Origin of the sequence: Rhodocyclus gracilis (genome assembly GCF_009617575.1) — a bacterium.
Lineage (GTDB): Bacteria > Pseudomonadota > Gammaproteobacteria > Burkholderiales > Rhodocyclaceae > Rhodocyclus > Rhodocyclus gracilis.
In genome coordinates this window covers 503,125-520,716 of sequence record NZ_WIXJ01000002.1, presented here as the reverse complement: position 1 = coordinate 520,716, position 17,592 = coordinate 503,125, and the positions used below count along the sequence as shown (strand labels likewise).

The 17,592-nt window shown below is 64.5% G+C and carries 15 protein-coding genes and 1 riboswitch; of the genes, 10 read left to right on the top strand and 5 right to left on the bottom strand.

Features of this window, described 5'->3' with window-relative positions:
* Positions 1-254 precede the first annotated feature (254 nt).
* From cysB to dnaB, 6 genes are all read left to right on the top strand, one after another.
* A complete protein-coding gene (cysB, locus tag GHK24_RS05455; protein WP_153470120.1) occupies positions 255-1,196 on the top strand; it encodes an HTH-type transcriptional regulator CysB in 942 nt (313 codons plus the stop codon).
* A gap of 135 nt (positions 1,197-1,331) precedes the next feature.
* Complete coding sequence (rpsF, locus tag GHK24_RS05450; protein ID WP_153470117.1) at positions 1,332-1,727, top strand: 30S ribosomal protein S6; 396 nt, start codon at positions 1,332-1,334, stop codon at positions 1,725-1,727.
* Positions 1,728-1,754: 27 nt separating this feature from the next.
* Positions 1,755-2,084, top strand: coding sequence for a primosomal replication protein N (gene priB, locus GHK24_RS05445; RefSeq protein WP_167682448.1), 330 nt, complete (start codon positions 1,755-1,757; stop codon positions 2,082-2,084).
* The gene (gene rpsR, locus GHK24_RS05440) at positions 2,056-2,331 is read left to right on the top strand and encodes a 30S ribosomal protein S18 (RefSeq protein ID WP_153470114.1); all 276 of its coding nucleotides are present in this window, start codon (positions 2,056-2,058) and stop codon (positions 2,329-2,331) included. Before priB ends, rpsR begins: the two co-directional genes overlap by 29 nt.
* Before the next feature lie 14 nt (positions 2,332-2,345).
* Positions 2,346-2,795, top strand: a complete 450-nt coding sequence (gene rplI / locus GHK24_RS05435) for a 50S ribosomal protein L9 (RefSeq protein WP_153470111.1) — start codon at positions 2,346-2,348, stop codon at positions 2,793-2,795.
* A gap of 169 nt (positions 2,796-2,964) precedes the next feature.
* Positions 2,965-4,374 (top strand): replicative DNA helicase, encoded by a 1,410-nt coding sequence (dnaB, locus tag GHK24_RS05430; RefSeq protein ID WP_153470108.1) that lies wholly within the window; start codon positions 2,965-2,967, stop codon positions 4,372-4,374.
* A 74-nt stretch (positions 4,375-4,448) separates the two neighbouring features.
* Here dnaB and GHK24_RS05425 read toward each other — a convergent pair whose 3' ends face one another.
* From GHK24_RS05425 to GHK24_RS05410, 5 genes are all read right to left on the bottom strand, one after another.
* Complete coding sequence (locus GHK24_RS05425) at positions 4,449-5,708, bottom strand: transglutaminase-like domain-containing protein (RefSeq protein ID WP_153470105.1); 1,260 nt, start codon at positions 5,706-5,708, stop codon at positions 4,449-4,451.
* Positions 5,709-5,885: 177 nt separating this feature from the next.
* Entirely contained in the window at positions 5,886-7,328 is a 1,443-nt protein-coding gene (locus GHK24_RS05420) for a PhoH family protein (RefSeq protein ID WP_153470102.1), read from the bottom strand.
* Positions 7,329-7,351: 23 nt separating this feature from the next.
* The gene (locus tag GHK24_RS05415) at positions 7,352-7,807 is read right to left on the bottom strand and encodes a peroxiredoxin (protein WP_153470099.1); all 456 of its coding nucleotides are present in this window, start codon (positions 7,805-7,807) and stop codon (positions 7,352-7,354) included.
* A gap of 257 nt (positions 7,808-8,064) precedes the next feature.
* The gene (locus tag GHK24_RS13785; RefSeq protein WP_277986405.1) at positions 8,065-8,199 is read right to left on the bottom strand and encodes a hypothetical protein; all 135 of its coding nucleotides are present in this window, start codon (positions 8,197-8,199) and stop codon (positions 8,065-8,067) included.
* Complete coding sequence (locus GHK24_RS05410; protein WP_153470096.1) at positions 8,200-8,748, bottom strand: hypothetical protein; 549 nt, start codon at positions 8,746-8,748, stop codon at positions 8,200-8,202. It abuts the gene before it with no gap.
* Between the two features lie 231 nt (positions 8,749-8,979).
* Between GHK24_RS05410 and yoaA the strand changes: the two genes are divergently transcribed.
* From yoaA to GHK24_RS05390, 4 genes are all read left to right on the top strand, one after another.
* Positions 8,980-10,914, top strand: coding sequence for a DNA repair helicase YoaA (gene yoaA / locus GHK24_RS05405; protein WP_153470093.1), 1,935 nt, complete (start codon positions 8,980-8,982; stop codon positions 10,912-10,914).
* Positions 10,911-12,299 carry a hypothetical protein gene (locus GHK24_RS05400; protein WP_228384545.1) on the top strand — a complete coding sequence of 463 codons (1,389 nt, stop codon included), beginning with the start codon at positions 10,911-10,913 and terminating at the stop codon, positions 12,297-12,299. Before yoaA ends, GHK24_RS05400 begins: the two co-directional genes overlap by 4 nt.
* A gap of 187 nt (positions 12,300-12,486) precedes the next feature.
* A riboswitch (cobalamin riboswitch) is annotated at positions 12,487-12,685 on the top strand.
* 473 nt (positions 12,686-13,158) lie between these two features.
* On the top strand, positions 13,159-15,906 hold the full coding sequence (locus GHK24_RS05395; protein WP_153470090.1) for a ribonucleoside-diphosphate reductase subunit alpha: 2,748 nt from the start codon (positions 13,159-13,161) through the stop codon (positions 15,904-15,906).
* Positions 15,903-17,102 (top strand): ribonucleotide-diphosphate reductase subunit beta, encoded by a 1,200-nt coding sequence (locus GHK24_RS05390; RefSeq protein WP_153470087.1) that lies wholly within the window; start codon positions 15,903-15,905, stop codon positions 17,100-17,102. The genes GHK24_RS05395 and GHK24_RS05390 overlap by 4 nt, the downstream gene beginning before the upstream one ends.
* The last annotated feature ends 490 nt before the right edge of the window (positions 17,103-17,592 follow it).

The window sequence follows — 17,592 nt, the reverse complement described above, 5'->3', positions numbered from 1 at the left end:
AGCTAACCGTGAGTCCGTCAGCGTCGGTGGTCGCCATGACGGCTTCCGTTTCGTTCGCCAGGACTGCGGCAGCCGGCAGGGATTTCCTGCAAAAACGCCTGCATGATGCACTCGCCGGTAGTAACTGCCGGCAGGAGCGGTGGTGTCAGGAGCGCGGAATCGTAGCAGCGCACGATTGATCCAAAAAGACTATTCGGTTAAATTGTTATAACTTTCCGTTATTGATTGCGCCTCTTTGTGCGGGGTGTTGGCCGATGAAACTCCAGCAATTACGTTATCTCGTCGAAGTTGCCCGGCGTGGGCTGCATGTCTCTGAGGCTGCCGAAGCCCTGTATACCTCGCAGCCTGGCGTCTCCAAGCAGATCAAGCTGCTTGAGGACGAACTGGGCGTCGTCATTTTCGAGCGTGCGGGCAAGCGTCTGGCGTCCGTGACCGAACCCGGACGCGAGGTGATTGCCATCGCCGAGCGTCTGTTGCGCGAGGCTGAGAACATCAAGCGCGTCGGCGAGGAATATGCTGGCGGCGGCAACGGCAGCCTCGTCATTGCGACGACGCACACGCAGGCACGCTACGCCTTGCCGGAAGTCGTCAAACGCTTTGTTGACCGCCATCCCAGCGTGCGCTTGTCGATGCATCAAGGCAATCCGACGCAGATCGCCGAATGGACGCAAAAGGGCGAGGCCGATATTGCCATCGCGACCGAGGCGCTTGAGCTCTATCCACAGCTCGTGATGTTGCCGTGCTATCAGTGGGTACATTGTGTGATCGCGCCGGTGGGACATCCGGCCGTGGCGAATGGCGGATTGACGCTCGCCGAACTGGCGCGCTGGCCCCTCATCACCTACGACCCGGCGTTTTCGGGCCGCTCGCGGATCAACAGCGCCTTCGAGCGGGCGCAGCTGACGCCCAATATCGTGCTCTCGGCGATCGATGCCGATGTGATCAAGACCTATGTCGAACTCGGCCTCGGGCTTGGCATCATCGCCCGCATGGCGTACGACCCGGTGCGCGACAGCGGGCTCGTCGCCGTCGATGCCGAGCACCTCTTCGGTGCCAATACCACGCGCATTGGCTTGCGCCGTGGCGTGCGCCTGCGCCGCTACGACTACGACTTCATTGAGCTCTTCGCGCCGCATTTGCCGCGTCGCGCCGTCGACATGGCGATGGCGGGCGGCGGCGAGGAGTATCAGTTATAGGGGGCGAAGGCCGAGTAAATGCCGGTTTTTCTTGAAATGTCTTGATTGCACGGATGCTTAGCCGCTACAATCGCCGGCTTTTCCACCTTACCCCACCGTTCGCATGGCGGGGGGTTTTTGCCACAAGGAGTGTTCATGCGTCATTACGAAATCGTATTTATCGTCCATCCGGACCAAAGCGAGCAGGTGCCCGCGATGGTCGAGCGCTATCGTGCGCTCGTCGCTACGCGCAACGGTGTCATTCATCGCCTGGAAGACTGGGGTCGCCGCCAACTGGCTTACCCGATCCAGAAGCTGCACAAGGCTCACTACGTGCTGATGAACATCGAATGTGACGGCGAAACGCTGGCTGAACTCGAACACGCGTTCAAGTTCAACGACGCCGTGCTGCGCCACCTGACCATCAAGACGAAGAAGGCCGTTACGACCCCGTCGCCGATGATGAAGGAAGAAAAGGCGCGCTCGCTGCTCGAGCCGAAGGCTGAAGCCAAGGCAGAAGCTGCGGCTGAAACCGAGCAGCCGGCTGCCTGAGCGTTGGAGCCTCGCTGAAATCGCGGAGTGAATCGAGTCACACTCGCTGGCGTTCTCGTAGAACGCAAAGCCCTGCGCTTTACTCCGGCCGGCGTGCCGGTGGCGGAGTGTCTGGTCCGGCATCAGTCGGTTCAGGTAGAAGCGGGAGCCGAGCGTCGCGTTGAATGCGATGTGCAGGCGATTGGACTCGGACCGGTAGCGCGCTGGTTAAACGCGGCGCCACCGGGCGCGACGGTCAGGATCGAAGGATTCCTCGCCGCGCGTAGCGCGAACAGCAGGCAACTGAGATTGCACATACACACAATCGAATTTGTAGAAGGAAATCAAAATGGCCAGGTTCTTCAAGAAGAAGGATGAAAAGGGCGGCAAGAAGCGCGGCAGCGGTCTGTTCAAGCGTCGCAAGTTCTGCCGTTTCACCGCAGAAAAGGTCGAGGAAATCGACTACAAGGATGTCGATCAGTTCAAGGAATACATCGCCGAGAACGCCAAGATCATGCCGGCTCGCCTGACCGGTACCAAGGCCGGCTATCAGCGTCAGCTGTCGGTCGCCATCAAGCGCGCGCGCTTCCTGGCGCTGCTGCCTTACACCGATAACCACCAGTAAGACGGGAGAAGACGATGCAAATCATTCTGCTGGAAAAAGTCGTCAACCTCGGCGCACTCGGCGATCTGGTCAAGGTCAAGGACGGCTATGCCCGTAACTTCCTGATTCCCGCCGGCAAGGCTCGCCGCGCAACGCCGAAGGCTCTCGCCGAGTTTGAAGCTCGCCGCGCCGAACTCGAAGCCGCGGCCGCTGAAAAGCTGGCCGCCTCGCAAGCCGTCGCTGAAAAGCTGCAAGGCACGGTCGTCAGCATCACCCGCAAATCGGGTGTCGATGGCCGCCTGTTCGGCTCCGTGACCAACCACGACGTGGCCGACGCCCTCAAGGCGCTGGGCTTCGACGTTGAAAAGGCTTCGGTGCGCATGCCGAACGGCCCGATCAAGACGGTCAGCGAAACCGAGCTCGAAGTGTCGTTGCACACCGACGTGACGACGACGATCACCGTCGCCGTTCTCGGCGAGCACTAAAATCGAGGCGCCGCGCTGTCGCGGCCCGCGTCAAAAAGCCTTGCCTTCGGGCAAGGCTTTTTTGTTTGTACGCTTTCGCGCGCGGCACGATCCCCGCGCCCGCTGGGCAGGGTAAACTGCCGGCCTTGCGCGGCTTGTTGCGCGCGCGCGTTTCGCCCTCCGGATAGCCATGGCCAAGTCGTTCAAACCCTTTAATTCTGCATCGAAAGAGGCGGCGGTCGATCCGAGCATCGCCCATCTGCGGGTGCCGCCGCATTCGCTGGAGGCCGAGCAGTCGGTGCTTGGCGGTCTGTTGCTGGACAACAGCGCCTGGGACCGCATCGCCGACCTGCTGTCGGAAGGCGATTTCTACCGCGACGAGCATCGCCGTATCTGGCGCCAGATCAGCTCGCTGTTTGAGCGCGGCAAGCCGGTCGATGCGGTGACCGTTGCCGAAGCGCTGGATCGTGCCGGGCAGGGCGAACAGACTGGCGGCCTCGCTTACCTGGGCGAACTGGCGGCGAATACGCCGTCCGCGTCGAACATTCGCCGCTACGCCGAGATCGTGCGCGAGCGGGCGATTCTGCGTCTGCTGGTGACGGCCGGCGACGAAATTGCGGGCAGCGCCCTCAATCCGCTGGGGCGCGACCCGAAGACCCTGCTCGACGAGGCGGAGGCCAAGGTCTTCGCTATTGCGGAAAGTGGTTTTCGCCACCAGAGCGGTTTCCAGCATATCAATCCGTTGCTCACCCAGGTGGTCGAGCGCATCCAGGAACTGCACGACCGTGACAATCCGTCGGACATCACCGGTGTGCCGACGGGCTACCACGACCTCGACAACAAGACTTCGGGGCTGCAACCTGGCGACCTCTTGATCGTCGCCGGGCGCCCCTCCATGGGCAAAACGGCCTTCTCGCTGAACATGGCCGAACACGTCGCCATCGAGGTCGGTTTGCCGGTGGCCGTCTTCTCCATGGAAATGGGCGGCGCGCAGTTGGCGATGCGGATGCTCGCCTCGGTTGGCCGGCTGGACTCGCACCGCGTGCGTACCGGCAAGCTGAACGACGACGAATGGTCGCGCCTGTCGTTTGCCATCGGCAAGATGCACGAAGCGCCGCTGTACATCGACGAAACGCCGGCGCTGAACCCCATCGACTTGCGTGCACGGGCGCGCCGGCTGCACCGCCAGTGCGGTCGGCTCGGCCTGATCGTCGTCGATTACCTGCAACTGATGTCGTCGACCACCGCCGGTGAAAACCGGGCAACGGAAATCTCCGAAATCTCGCGCTCGCTGAAGGGCTTGGCGAAGGAACTGAGCGTGCCGGTGATTGCGCTGTCGCAGCTTAACCGCTCGCTCGAACAACGACCGAACAAACGCCCGGTGATGTCCGACTTGCGCGAATCCGGCGCTATCGAGCAGGACGCCGACGTCATCATGTTCATCTATCGGGACGAGGTTTACAACCCCGATACGCAGGATAAGGGACTTGCCGAAATCATTATCGCCAAGCAGCGGAACGGCCCGATCGGTACCGTGCAGCTCACCTTCCTTGGCGAATACACGCGTTTCGAGAACTGCGCCCAACCGGGTAGCTATTAACGCAGTGGCGGCGCGCGGGCGCCGCCGCGCGCTGCGGGCGTTGGGCAACGCTCGCGGTGCGCGTTGCTGGCGGTCTAGCCGTTCACTCGCCGCGCCGTGACGCTGTAGGCGAGGCGGTCGCGGTCGAGGCTGGAGAAGCGGCCGTCGGCAGATTCGGCCTGCGGATAGACGAGGAACGGCAGGTTGCCTCCAGCGCTTTGCGGCAGCGGCGTGCCGCCGAAGGCGTCGCGCAGGCTGACATCCTGTGCCGCGTTAAAGCCGATCCAGTTCATTTCCCAGAAGCCGAACAGCAGCTTGCGCAAAACGGTCAGCTTGGCGTCGGCTGGCCCGAGGTGCTCTTCGAGGATCGCCGTGCGCACATCCGACGGGTCGACCGGAATCCAGCCATAGCCCGGCGCGTAAAACTCGGCGCGGCAATGCTGCGCCTGCGCCAGTTCGCCACTGGCGCCAAGGCTCGTAAACAGGCGCGAGCCGTCGACGCGCAGGCCAAAGACCGGGCGTGCCGGCAGGCCGACCGTGCGACAGAGGGCAACGAAGAGCAGGGCGATGTCGGCGCTCTTGCCGGCGAGATGGCCACTTTCGAGCATGGCGGCGATATCGCCACGGCCACTGCCCGGCGTCAGCGGGTCGCGCGCGGTGTTGTCGACGACCCAGTCATAGATGGCTTTGCCCTGCGCGACGGGGTCTTTGATGCGACCGAGAATGCGCTCGGCAATGCGCCGCAGCGAGTCTTCCGCGCCGCCAGCGAAGGGCTGCAGACAGCGGCGCAGCACGTCGGTACGCTCGGCGACGAAGTTGCGATGCGTGACGTCGAAGTGCCGGTCCTGTGTCGCGACCTGGCTCACCAGTCGCAACTGCGGGGCAGCGACGCCTTCTTTCCATTCGGCGACGAAGACTTCCATCTCGGCGGTCGGGTCGCGGTAGATACCGGCGGTTTCGAAGTTGCCTTCCCAGCGATGGCCGAGCGAGCGCTGCCAGGTCGAATCCTTGTACTGCGCCAGCGGCAGCCAGACACGGCTGCGGCCACGCACTTTGCTGAGCGTGATGCTCGAGCTGACTTCATACGTCCGCCACAGCGCCGGTGGTTCTTCCGGCAGGGTGAGCGCGGCGCGTGCTGGCGTCTCGATGGGCGGCGCGGCGGGTCGGGCAACGGCGCCCGGTCTGGCGGCGACGCCGCGACCGACCGGCTTGTAGGCGTTGCGTCCGCCAGTCTTGGCGGCGGCGGTGCGGGCAGGGAGGGGTTTTTTTGCGGCAGCCTTGTTGGCTGCCCAGGCTGGCGTCGAGGCCAGCAGTGAAAATAGCGCCGAGGCGGCGAGGAATTTGCGTCGTTTCATCAGGGCTCCAGCGTGTGTCGCGGCCGCCGTGGCGGGCCGCTGTCAGTGACGCCGCGATAGGGACTCCCGCCACCGATCGATATTCTGCGGGGGAGGGCGGTGCTGCCGGATCGAGGTTGGGGTCCGGCAAAAATGAGCCGGCCGGCAGTGCCGACCGGCAGTGCCGGTCGGCACGGATCATAGCACTTCGGCCGCGCGGTCGGCGAGGCGGGAGCGCTCGCCGCGTTGCAGGGTAATGTGCCCCGAATGCTCCCAACCCTTGAAGCGATCGACGACGTAGGTGAGGCCAGAACTGCCCTCGGTGAGGTAGGGTGTGTCGATCTGCGCGATGTTGCCGAGACAGACCACCTTGGTGCCGGGGCCGGCGCGCGTGATCAGCGTCTTCATCTGCTTCGGCGTCAGGTTCTGCGCCTCGTCGATGATCAGGAACTTGTTGAGGAAGGTGCGCCCGCGCATGAAGTTGAGTGACTTGATCTTGATCCGGCTGCGGATCAGGTCGCGCGTCGCCGCGCGCCCCCAGTCGCCTGCCTCGTCGTCGGTCTTGTTGAGCACGTCGAGGTTGTCTTCGAGGGCACCCATCCACGGCGCCATCTTTTCTTCCTCGGTGCCGGGCAGAAAACCGATGTCCTCGCCGACCGGGACCGTCACCCGCGTCATGATGATTTCCGAGTAGAGCTTGCTCTCGAGCACCTGCGTCAGGCCGGCGGCCAGCGTCAGCAGGGTCTTGCCGGTACCAGCCTGACCGAGCAGGGTGACAAAGTCGACGTTCGGGTTCATCAGCAGGTTGAGGGCGAAGTTCTGCTCGCGGTTGCGCGAGGTGATGCCCCAGACGTTGTTTTTCGGATGCGTGTAATCGGTCAGCGTCTCGATTAGCGCCGTGTTGCCGGCGACTTCGCGGACGAGCGCGTAGAGGGGGCGTTCGCCTTCCTGATAGACGAACTCGTTGACCAGCAGATGCGAGCAGAGCGGGCCCTTCAGGCGGTAGAGCGTGTGCCCGTCCTTCTTCCACGACTCCATATCCGGACCGTGGGTGTCCCAGAAGTCGCCGGGCAACTCGCGCATGCCCGTATAGAGCAGGTCGGTGTCTTCCAGTACCTTGTCGTTGAAGTAGTCCTGCGCTTCCAGCCCGAGCGCGCGGGCCTTGATGCGCATGTTGATGTCTTTGGAGACGAGGATCACCGCCCGGCCGGGGTGCTGCCGTTGCAGATGGATGACGACCGCGAGGATCTGGTTGTCGGCCTTGGCGGTTGGCAGACCGGCGGGAAGATCCGAGGAAATCGCCTCGGTCTGCACGAAAAGCCGCCCACTGGCGAGCTTGCGCGAGGGAATGTTGAGCGGAATGCCCTCTTCGATGCCCTCGCTGCTGCTGTTGACGACATCGTCGAGCGTACGCGTCACCTGGCGGGCGTTTCGGGCGATTTCCGACATGCCCTTCTTGTTGTTATCGAGTTCTTCCAGCGTCATGATCGGCAGGAAGACGTCGTGTTCCTCGAAGCGGAACAGGCTGGTCGGGTCGTGCATCAGCACGTTGGTGTCAAGCACGAAGAGCTTGACGGGCGGGGTCTTGCGGGATTTGCGGGTTTCGGAGGTTTCGGACTTTGCGGCGCGTTGGCGGGCCATGCAGTATCTCCGGCAAGGAAGGATCAGAGACTTCTCACGTAGTCGAGAACTTCGCGGGCATGTCCGGCGGTTTTCACGCCGCGCCACTCCCGCCGCAACACCCCCTTGGCGTCGATGACGAAGGTGCTGCGCTCAACACCCCGACAGGCTTTACCGTACATCGTTTTCAGCTTGATGACGGCGAATTGGTTGCACAGCGATTCGTCGGCGTCGCTGAGCAGATCGAAGGGCAGATTCAGCTTGGTCTTGAAGTTTTCGTGCGATTTGACGCTATCGCGCGAGACGCCGATCACCTGGCAGCCGAGCGTGGAGAATTCGGCGTGCAGATCGCGGAAATCGCTGGCTTCGGTGGTGCAGCCGGGCGTGTTGTCTTTCGGGTAAAAGTAGAGAACCACGGGGTGGCCGAGGCTGTCTGAAAGCCGATACTCTTTTCCGCCCGTTGCAGGGCGGGAGAAGTCGGCGACGGGATGATCGATCATGACGGTTTCCTTGTCGAAGACATGGTGTCCCGGCGCCGTCCGCAGCGGTGGCGAACGGGACAAGGCGATTGTTGTGGCAAAGACCGGGCCGGTCAAGCCGGCGGGTACACTCTGGTACAGTCATTACTTGCTTTAGCGTAGCCCGCGTCTATACTGAGGCTCTATCCGACGAGGCGCATCATGGATATTTCCACCGTCACCTCCAATCTACGTTCCGCTGCCAGTGCTGAGTCCAGCCAGGCGGCCGAATCCGCTCGTCAGGCGCGTCTGCGTTCGACGACGGCCGTGAGCGCGACCAGCGTTGTCAACGGCACCGACAACACCGTTTCGGCAGCGCGCAAGACGGGTGCGGCCGCCCCGGTTTCTTCGTATGCAGGCGCAGCGTCGTCCATTCAGAGCACGCGTGTGACCTTGTCGCCGCAAGGCTTGGCGCGCGCGGCCGCCGAAGCCGCCGCGAGGAAAGCCGAAGCGAATGTCGGCACCACGCCGCCTTCGACGACGGCGGGATCTGCGGGGGTAACCGCGGCTGGCACGGCGGCAGCAACCGCAGCGCCGGCAGCGGCCGGGCGTCCGCAGACAGCGGCACAGGTTCTGGCGGCCGAGACCAAAGCCACCGAGGCAACGAATAAAGCGGCCGCCGCTGCGACCACTGCGGCAGCGACCGCCGCAGTCAGTGCTCCGCCTGCGGGTAGCACGACGGCGCCTAACGGTGTTCCGGGCGGCGCTTCGGCAGTTTCGCCCAGCGTTCCGGTGTCGAATCCGGCGGCGACCGCCAATGCGGCTGCCAGCGCGGCGAGTGCCAGTTCGACCAATCTTTCCGGGCCTTCGGCCCCATCCAGTCCGTCCGCGTTGGCGTCGGTGTCGTCATCGGCCAGCAATTCGGCGACGACGGCGCGCGATGAAGTGCGTACGCTCGCCAGCCGCGCCAGTGAGGCCCGCACGACCGACGCGCGCGCGGCCGCGACGCAGCAGCAAACTACCGCCGCACAACTCACGCAATCGAGCAGTGGCGCGCAACCGGCCGCCGTCGCTGCCTATCAGCGCGTTTTCTCCCTCTGATCTATCCTTGGTGACTGCGTCTCGGGCAGCGCCTTGACGCCGCGATGCGGGCGCAGGCGCGCTGCCGTGGCCCGCTTCTGGTAGCATGCGCCCTGATTTTCCGATAAGCGCGCATGTCACTTTCCCTCGCCGACGTCTTTGCCAGCAGCGGCCCCCTCGCCGCCAACATTGCCGGCTATCGGCCTCGTCCCCAGCAGCTTGAAATGGCGTCGCGCATCGCGGCGGCCATTGCCGATAACCGCGTGCTCGTCGCCGAGGCCGGCACCGGTACCGGCAAGACTTTCGCCTATCTCGTTCCGGCGCTGCTTTCCGGCGGCAAGGTGATCGTTTCGACGGGCACCAAGACCTTGCAGGATCAGCTGTTCGCGCGCGATTTGCCGACCGTGCGCGATGCGCTCGGTTCGCCCGCGCAGATCGCCTTGCTGAAGGGGCGCGCCAACTACGTTTGCCACTACCATCTGGAGCGTGCGCTCGCCGACGGCCGCTTTGCCAGTCGCGAGGATGCCGCCTACGCGCAGCGCGTCGCCCGTTTCGCCAAATTCACGCAGACTGGCGACAAGGCCGAGTGCAACGATGTGCCCGAGAACGCGACGGTATGGCCGCTGGTGACGTCGACGCGCGATAACTGCCTGGGACAGGACTGTCCGTTTCACAAGGAGTGTTTCGTCCTCGCCGCGCGGCGCGATGCCTTGGCGGCCGACCTTGTCGTCGTCAATCACCACCTCTTTTTTGCCGACGTGATGTTGCGTGATGAGGGCGCGGGCGAACTCCTGCCCGCCTGCAACGCCGTCGTCTTCGACGAAGCTCACCTTTTGCCGGAAACCGCCAGTCTGTTCTTTGGCGAGAACGTGTCGACCTCGCAGATCGTCGATCTGTGTCGCGACGCGAGGAATGAGGCGCTGACCTCGGCGCGCGATTGCCTTGACCTGCCGCCGGCGCTCGTGGCGCTCGACAAGGCAGCGCGCGACCTGCGACTGACGCTGCCGGTGGACCCGGCGCGTTTTGCCGCGCAACAACTCGTCGAGCGTCCTGGCTTCGATCTGGCGCTGGCCGAGGCGATCCGTCGCCTTGAGACGGCGGCGAAGATTCTCGAAACGCAGGCGCAGCGCGCCGAAGGCCTCGAAAACTGCTGGCAGCGCGCGACGGAAACGCTGGCCCGTTTGCGCCGCTGGCAGGCGGGCGCCGACGCCGAGGTGGTGCGCTGGGGCGAGACCTACACGCACGCCTTGCAGCTCAACGCGACGCCACTGGCGGTGGCCGGCATCATGCAAAAGCAGATGAGCGGTCACCCGCGCGCGTGGATTTTTACCTCGGCAACGCTTGCCGTGCAGGGCGATTTCAGCCACTACTGCGACGAATTGGGCCTTGCCGACGCCGAGGCTGCGTGCTGGCAAAGCCCGTTCGACTATCCGCAGCAGGCGCTCCTCTACGCGCCACGCGATCTGCCAGACCCGAACAGCCGCGAGTACACCGAAGCCATCGTCAACGCCGTCTTTCCCGTGTTGCAGGCAGCTGGTGGGCGGGCGTTCTTTTTGTGTACCTCGCTGCGCGCCATGCGCCGCACGCACGAACTGCTCGCCGAGCGCCTCGAGCGCGCCGGCCTCGACTGTCCGTTACTCTTGCAGGGCGAGGGCGGCAAGACCGAACTGCTCGACCGTTTCCGTCGCCTCGGTAACGCCGTGCTGGTCGGCAGCCAGAGCTTCTGGGAAGGCGTCGACGTACGCGGCGAGGCCCTGTCGCTGGTCGTCATCGACAAGCTGCCCTTCGCGCCGCCCGACGATCCGGTGCTCTCGGCGCGTATCGAGAAGATGCGCGGCGAGGGCAAGAACGCCTTTATGGAATACCAGTTGCCGCGGGCGGTGATCAGTGTCAAGCAGGGCGCCGGCCGCCTCATCCGCGACGAGACCGATCGTGGCGTGCTGGTCATTTGCGACCCCCGCATGCTCACCAAACCTTACGGCAAGCGCGTCTGGCGCAGCTTGCCGCCGATGCGTCGCACGCGCGAGCTGGCCGACGCGGTCGCCTTTTTCACTGCCTCACCACCATGATCGACACCCTCTTTACCGCGCCAACGGCAGTGACCGCCGCGTCGTGCGCAACGTCTGACGATGCTCTTGGCACCGTTTCTTTGGCAGCGCGTTTCAATCACGAATGCCTGTGCGGCAACCTCGACCTGGTAGCGGTGCCGCAGGCGCTCGTCGCGCGTTTGCCCGATCCGGACAGCGGCGCGGTCGATGGCCTCGCCGACATGCTGGCTCTGCACCCACACCTCTTTTCGCCGGCCAGCGTTTATCTTGGCGAGGAGGATCTGGCGCGCATGCAAGAGGGAATCGCGGCGATTGAGCGCGTCATCGCCTTGCCCGCCTTCGTTCAGCGCGTCCTCGCTCAGGCGCCGGCTTGCGCCCAGCTCCCGCAGGCGGCGGCGGGCGTTTTTTTCGGCTACGACTTTCATCTGACGGACGACGGCCCGCGCCTCATCGAGATTAATACCAATGCCGGCGGGGCGCTGCTCAATGCGCTGGCGGCGACGTTGCCACGCAGCGAGTGCCCGCACCTACCCGGCGGTGTTGCGGCGTCTGGCGGTCTGGCCGCGCCCGCAGGTGAAGCGAGCGCGAGCGATGCGCCGGCGCGCTTTGTCGCGATGTTCCGCGAGGAATGGCGGCGCGCGCGAGGTGAGCGGCCGCTGACACGCATCGCCATCGTCGATAGCGCCCCCGAGGCGCAGTTTCTGGCGGCGGAGTTCGAGGGTTTTCGTCGCCTCTTCGCGGCGCACGGTATCGATGCGCTTGTCGCGGACCCCGGCGAACTGGTCTTTGCCGACGGCGTGCTGCGCTGTCGGGGCGAGCGTATCGATCTCGTCTACAACCGCCTGACCGACTTCGCGCTGGAAGAACCGGCGCAGCAGGCGCTGCGTGCCGCTTATCTCGTCGACGCCGTGCTGCTGACGCCGCACCCGCGCGCGCACGCGCTGTACGCCGACAAGCGCAACCTCGCGCTGCTCTCCGACGATGCCTGGCTGACGGCGGCTGGCGTGAGCGCGGCGGATCGCGCCTGTCTGGCGGCGCTGGTGCCACACACCGAGGAAGTGACGCCCGCTGCCGCCGAAGGCTTCTGGACGGCTCGCCGGCAGTATTTCTTCAAGCCCTGGGGCGGCTACGGCGGCAAGGCGGCGTATCGCGGCGACAAGCTGACGCGGCGCGTTTTTGCGGAAATCGCTGCCGGCGGCTACGTGGCGCAGCATGTTGCGCCCCCGTCGCTGCGCAACGTTCGTGTCGAGGGCGAGGTCCGTGCGCTCAAGCTCGACGTGCGCCTCTACGTCTACCGGGGCGAGGTGCAGTTGGTCGCCGCCCGCTTGTATCAGGGGCAGACGACCAACTTCCGAACGCATGGCGGCGGCTTTGCTGCCGTCCGCGTCGTGCCTGCCGGCGTTTGACGCCGGGGCGTTTCGTGGGCGTCAGCGTGCGCCCCGAATGTGGCCCGAGTGCGCGTGGCGCCAGGGCCGCAAGGCGCTGCTGCCGATTTTCGCCTTTCGGTAAAAAACACTACGGATAGTGGTGTTGTTGCATAAAAACCACTACATGTAGTGTTTTATGTCTTGACGGCCCGGCGTCGTGCCGACTAGACTGCATGCCGTTGTAGGTTCCCCGCTCGGGGATTAAAAGGGAATCCGGTGAGAGGTCATGGACCTCGATTCCGGGGCTGCCCCCGCAACTGTCATCGGCGAGCGTTGTGCCCGACATGCCACTGGAGCGATCCGGGAAGGCGGGCCAAACGCGATGAACCGAGAGCCAGGAGACCTGCCGCAACGTGTCTTTTTTCAACTTCGGGGCGGGGTGTCCCTGACGAGAGGCCGTTGTACCGTTAAGGTCAGCCCGCCACTTTCGGCGTAGCGTCCGCTCTCGGACGTTGCCGGGACTCGCCGCCCCCATTGCGGAGCTTTCCGATGCCGGAAATGCCGGAGTCCCTGCTGTCGCAGCCCTGCCTGCGCCCTCCCACGTTGCTCTCTGCATCGCCAGTTGCGCCGCCTTCTTCGGGCAACACCTTTTGCGCGATGGCGGCTCCCGCGCCCGTGATCTGTGCGCGGCGGCGTCTGCCACACGCGCTGGCTACCGCCTGTACTGCCGCCTTGTCGCTGGCAGCCGTCACCGGCCCGCGAGTTTGCGCTGCTGCGTGCGCGGGAAGCGTACGTATCGCTTGCTTCCCACACGTTCCCCGCATTCGACACAGCGTGCCGCCCACGTACGCACGCCCTCACCGCTTCACTCCGTCACGCCCCCTCTAGGATCATCGCCATGGATATCCGTCCGACTGATTTATCCACCATTGCCTTGCAGGTCGTCCGCCGTAACGGCGCGGTCGTGCCTTTTGCTGCCGACAAAATTTCGTTGGCGATGACCAAGGCGTTTCTCGCCGTCGAGGGCGGGCAGAGCGCCGCCTCGTCGCGCGTGCGCGAAATCGTCGCGCGCCTGACCGAGGTGGTCGTCGCGTCGCTGACGCGGCGCCTGCCCGATGGCGGCAGCGTGCATATCGAAGACATCCAGGATCAGGTCGAACTGGCGCTGATGCGTTCGGGCGAACACGACGTGGCGCGTGCCTACGTGCTCTACCGCGAACGGCGCACTGCCGAGCGGCAGGCGGACGCGAGCGCTGTCGCCGCACCGCGCCTGCATGTCGTCGTCGATGGCGAACGGCGGCCGCTCGATCTCGACGCGCTGCGCGCCAGCTGCGTAGCTGCTTGCGCGGGCCTCGGCGAGGCGGTGTCGGCCGATCTCATCCTCGAGCAGGCGCTGAAGAACCTTTACGACGGCGTCGCCCTCGCCGATGTGCAGTCGGCGCTGGTGCTGGCGGCGCGCACGCTGATCGAGCGCGAGCCGGGTTACAACTACGCCAGCGCGCGTCTCCTGCTGACCGGGCTTGCCGCCGAGGTCGCCGGACGGCCGCTGGCGCTGGCGGATTTGCCCGCTTACTACGGCGAATCGCTGCCGGGCTTCGTCGCGCGTGGTGTCGCCGCCGGCCTGCTCGACCCGCGTCTGGCCGAGTTTGACCTTGCCCGGCTGTCCGCGGCCCTGCGCCCGGAACGCGACGGGCTGTTCGGCTACCTTGGCCTGCAGACGCTCTACGACCGCTATTTCCTGCACATCGACGGCCGCCGCATCGAACTGCCGCAGGTGTTCTTCATGCGCGTGGCGATGGGGCTCGCGCTCAACGAGGTCGAGCGCGAGGCGCGTGCGATCGAGTTCTACGAGCTGATTTCGAGCTTCGACTTCATGTGCTCGACGCCGACGCTGTTCAACAGCGGCACGCTGCACTCGCAGCTGTCTTCGTGCTACCTGACGACGGTGGCCGACGACCTCGAAGGCATCTACCAGTCGATCAAGGAAAACGCGCTGCTGCAGAAGTTTGCCGGCGGACTCGGCAACGACTGGACGCCGGTGCGCGCCATGGGTAGCCGCATCAAGGGTACCAACGGCGAGAGCCAGGGCGTCATTCCCTTCCTCAAGGTGGTCAACGACACGGCGGTGGCGGTCAATCAGGGCGGCAAGCGCAAGGGCGCGGTCTGTGCCTACCTCGAAACCTGGCACCTCGACATTGAGGACTTTCTCGATCTGCGCAAGAACACCGGCGACGAGCGCCGGCGCACGCACGACATGAACACCGCGCACTGGATTCCTGACCTGTTCATGCAGCGCGTGCACGCCAACGGCGAGTGGACGCTGTTTTCACCGGTCGATGTCCCACACCTGCACGAGACCTATGGCGCCGCCTTCACCGCGGCCTACGAGGCCTGCGAAGCGCGCGCCGCTGCCGGCGAGATCCGGTTGTTCAAGAAGGTGTCCGCCGTGCAGCTGTGGCGCAAGATGCTGACCATGCTGTTCGAGACCGGGCATCCGTGGATCACCTTCAAGGACGCCTGCAACCTGCGCTCGCCGCAGCAGCACGCCGGCGTGGTGCACAGCTCGAATCTGTGCACCGAGATCACGCTGAACACCTCGGCCGACGAGACCGCCGTCTGCAACCTCGGCTCGATCAACCTGCCGGCGCACCTGCGCGACGGCCGGCTTGACGAGGAGAAGCTCGCGCGCAGCATCCGCACGGCGATGCGCATGCTCGACAACGTCATCGACATCAACTTCTACGCCACGCCGAAAGCACGCAATGCCAACCTGCGCCACCGTCCGGTCGGCCTCGGCATCATGGGTTTCGCCGACTGCCTGTACGCGCTCGGCCTGCCGTACGCCTCGGCCGACGCGGTTGACTTCGCCGACCGCAGCATGGAGCTGGTCTGCTACCACGCGTATCGCGCGTCGAGCGAGCTGGCGCGCGAGCGCGGCAGCTATTCGAGCTTTGCCGGCAGCCTTTGGCAGCAGGGCGTGCTGCCGCTCGACTCGATCAGCCTGCTCGAACAAGGCCGCGGCGAAGCGGTTGAGGTGAACCGCGACGCGCGTCTCGACTGGGCGGCACTGCGCGAGCACATCGCCTGCCACGGCATGCGCAATTCCAACTGCGTCGCCATCGCGCCGACCGCGACGATTTCCAACATCGTCGGCGTCTCGGCGGGAATCGAGCCGGCTTACCAGAACCTCTACGTCAAATCGAACCTGTCCGGCGAATTCACCGTGGTCAACGAGGCGCTGGTGGGCGACCTCAAGGCACTTGGCCTGTGGGACGAGGTGATGGTCGCCGACCTCAAGTACTTCGACGGCTCCCTCGGGCCGATCGAGCGCATTCCCGCCGAACTGAAGGCACGTTACGCAACGGCCTTTGAAATCGACCCGGCCTGGCTGATCGAGGCTGCCGCCCGGCGCCAGAAGTGGATCGATCAGGCGCAGTCGCTCAACCTCTATCTGGCGACGCCATCGGGCCGGAAGCTCGACGAACTGTACAAGCTGGCGTGGAAACGCGGCCTGAAGACGACCTACTACCTGCGCACGCTCGGCGCCAGTCAGGCGGAAAAGAGTGGTGGCCGCGACGACGCGGCGCCGCCACCCGAGCCCAAATTCTGCTCGATCGACAATCCCGACTGCGAGGCCTGCCAATGAGCGCGCTGCCATTCGACGACTGGGAGTTGCCATCGCCATCGCCGTCGCCCACTCCCTCGCCAAGCGCATCGCCATCGTCAGCAGCAGTGCCGACAGCAGCGGCAGCACGGCCCGATGCGCCGACGCCGCCAGCTGCGGCGTCCATCCCGGTGGCGGCCACGCTGGCCGGCAACGGGGGCGCGAACCCGGCACTGGCTGCCGTCAGCGTCGGCGACAAACGCATCGTCAACGGCAAGGGAGACATCAACCAGCTGGCGCCGTTCAAGTACGCCTGGGCGTGGGAGTTCTTCCTCAAGGCCAACCGCAACCACTGGACGCCGCTGGAAATCAGCATGGCGCAGGATGTGCACGACTACCATCACCGGCTGAGCCAGTCCGAACGCCACGTCTTCGAGAACGTGCTCGCTTACCTGACCACTTCCGACATTCTCGCCATGCGCAACATCGGTCTGGCGGTGATGGAAAAGATGAGCGCACCGGAACTGCAGATCTATCAGGCGCGGCAGGTTTACGAAGAGGCGCTGCATACCTGGACCTACCAGCACTGCATCGAGAGCATCGGCCTTGACCAGCAGGACATCTACAACCGCTACCGCGTCGTTCCCGAAATCCACGGCAAGATCGCGCTCGCCAACCGCCGCCTGGAGAAAGTGCTGCGTTCGGACTTCGACCTGACCGACCGCGCCAACCTGCACGAATTCGCGCTCTCCTACTTCTTCTTCGCGGTGATCTTCGAAGGCTGCTGGTTCTACAACGGCTTCACGCCGATCTTTGCCCTGCAGCGGCGCGGCCTGATGAAGGGCGCCGCCGAGCAGCTGCAGTACATCATGCGCGACGAGGTGATGCACTGCGCCTTCGGCATCCGCGTCATTCGCGAACTGCTCGCCGAGGAAAAGCTGACGCTCGATCCGGCCGCGCTGCGCCTGCTGTGGGACGAAGCCGAAGCCGCCGAAAGCGCCTACGCCGGCTACATCCTGCGCGAGCCGATTCTTGGCTACAACGCCGAACTGCACGTGCAGCAGTTCCGCTTCATCGCCAACCGCCGCGCCCGCCAGCTGGGAATCGCCGAGCCTTTCCCCGGTGCCGAAAACGTCCTGCCCTGGCTCGACGAGCAGGCCAACCTGCGCAAGGAAAAGAACTTCTTCGAAACGCGGGTTACGGAGTACCAGACCGGAGGGGCGCTGGCGTGGGAGTGAGAGGGAAGTCGCCGTCGTAAGGACCACTCTCGCGTCGGATTTTTAGATGTTGAGACTGGACTGAGCGAATCTAAGTCCAGATTTGCATCTGGTTTGCTACCTGAACCTGGATTCGCGAAAGAACGATGATCGCGCAGCGAATGCCTAAGTTCGGATTTCCCAACGGAGCTGGATTTGCATTAGGCCAACGGCGGGATGTCGGCCGAAGCGGCCATCGGGGTGCTATCCATCGAATGGCAGGTTTGAGTTGCGAAGTAGCTCCTCAAGGTTGTCTACGAAAGCCGGGCCTGTTCAACCTAGACCTACAGCCGTATCGACGAGTAGCTGCCGCTTCACCCCGCTAGGGCCGAATAGCTGGGCGGGAAATACGGGGGTGTTGAGCGCTTACAACCTTCCGAACGGACCACGAAGTGGCTTTGTCATGGTCTCCGAGGACTAAGAATGACATCGGCGTAAAGCGAAGTGCTGTCATAGGCCGTTGCTATGGTGC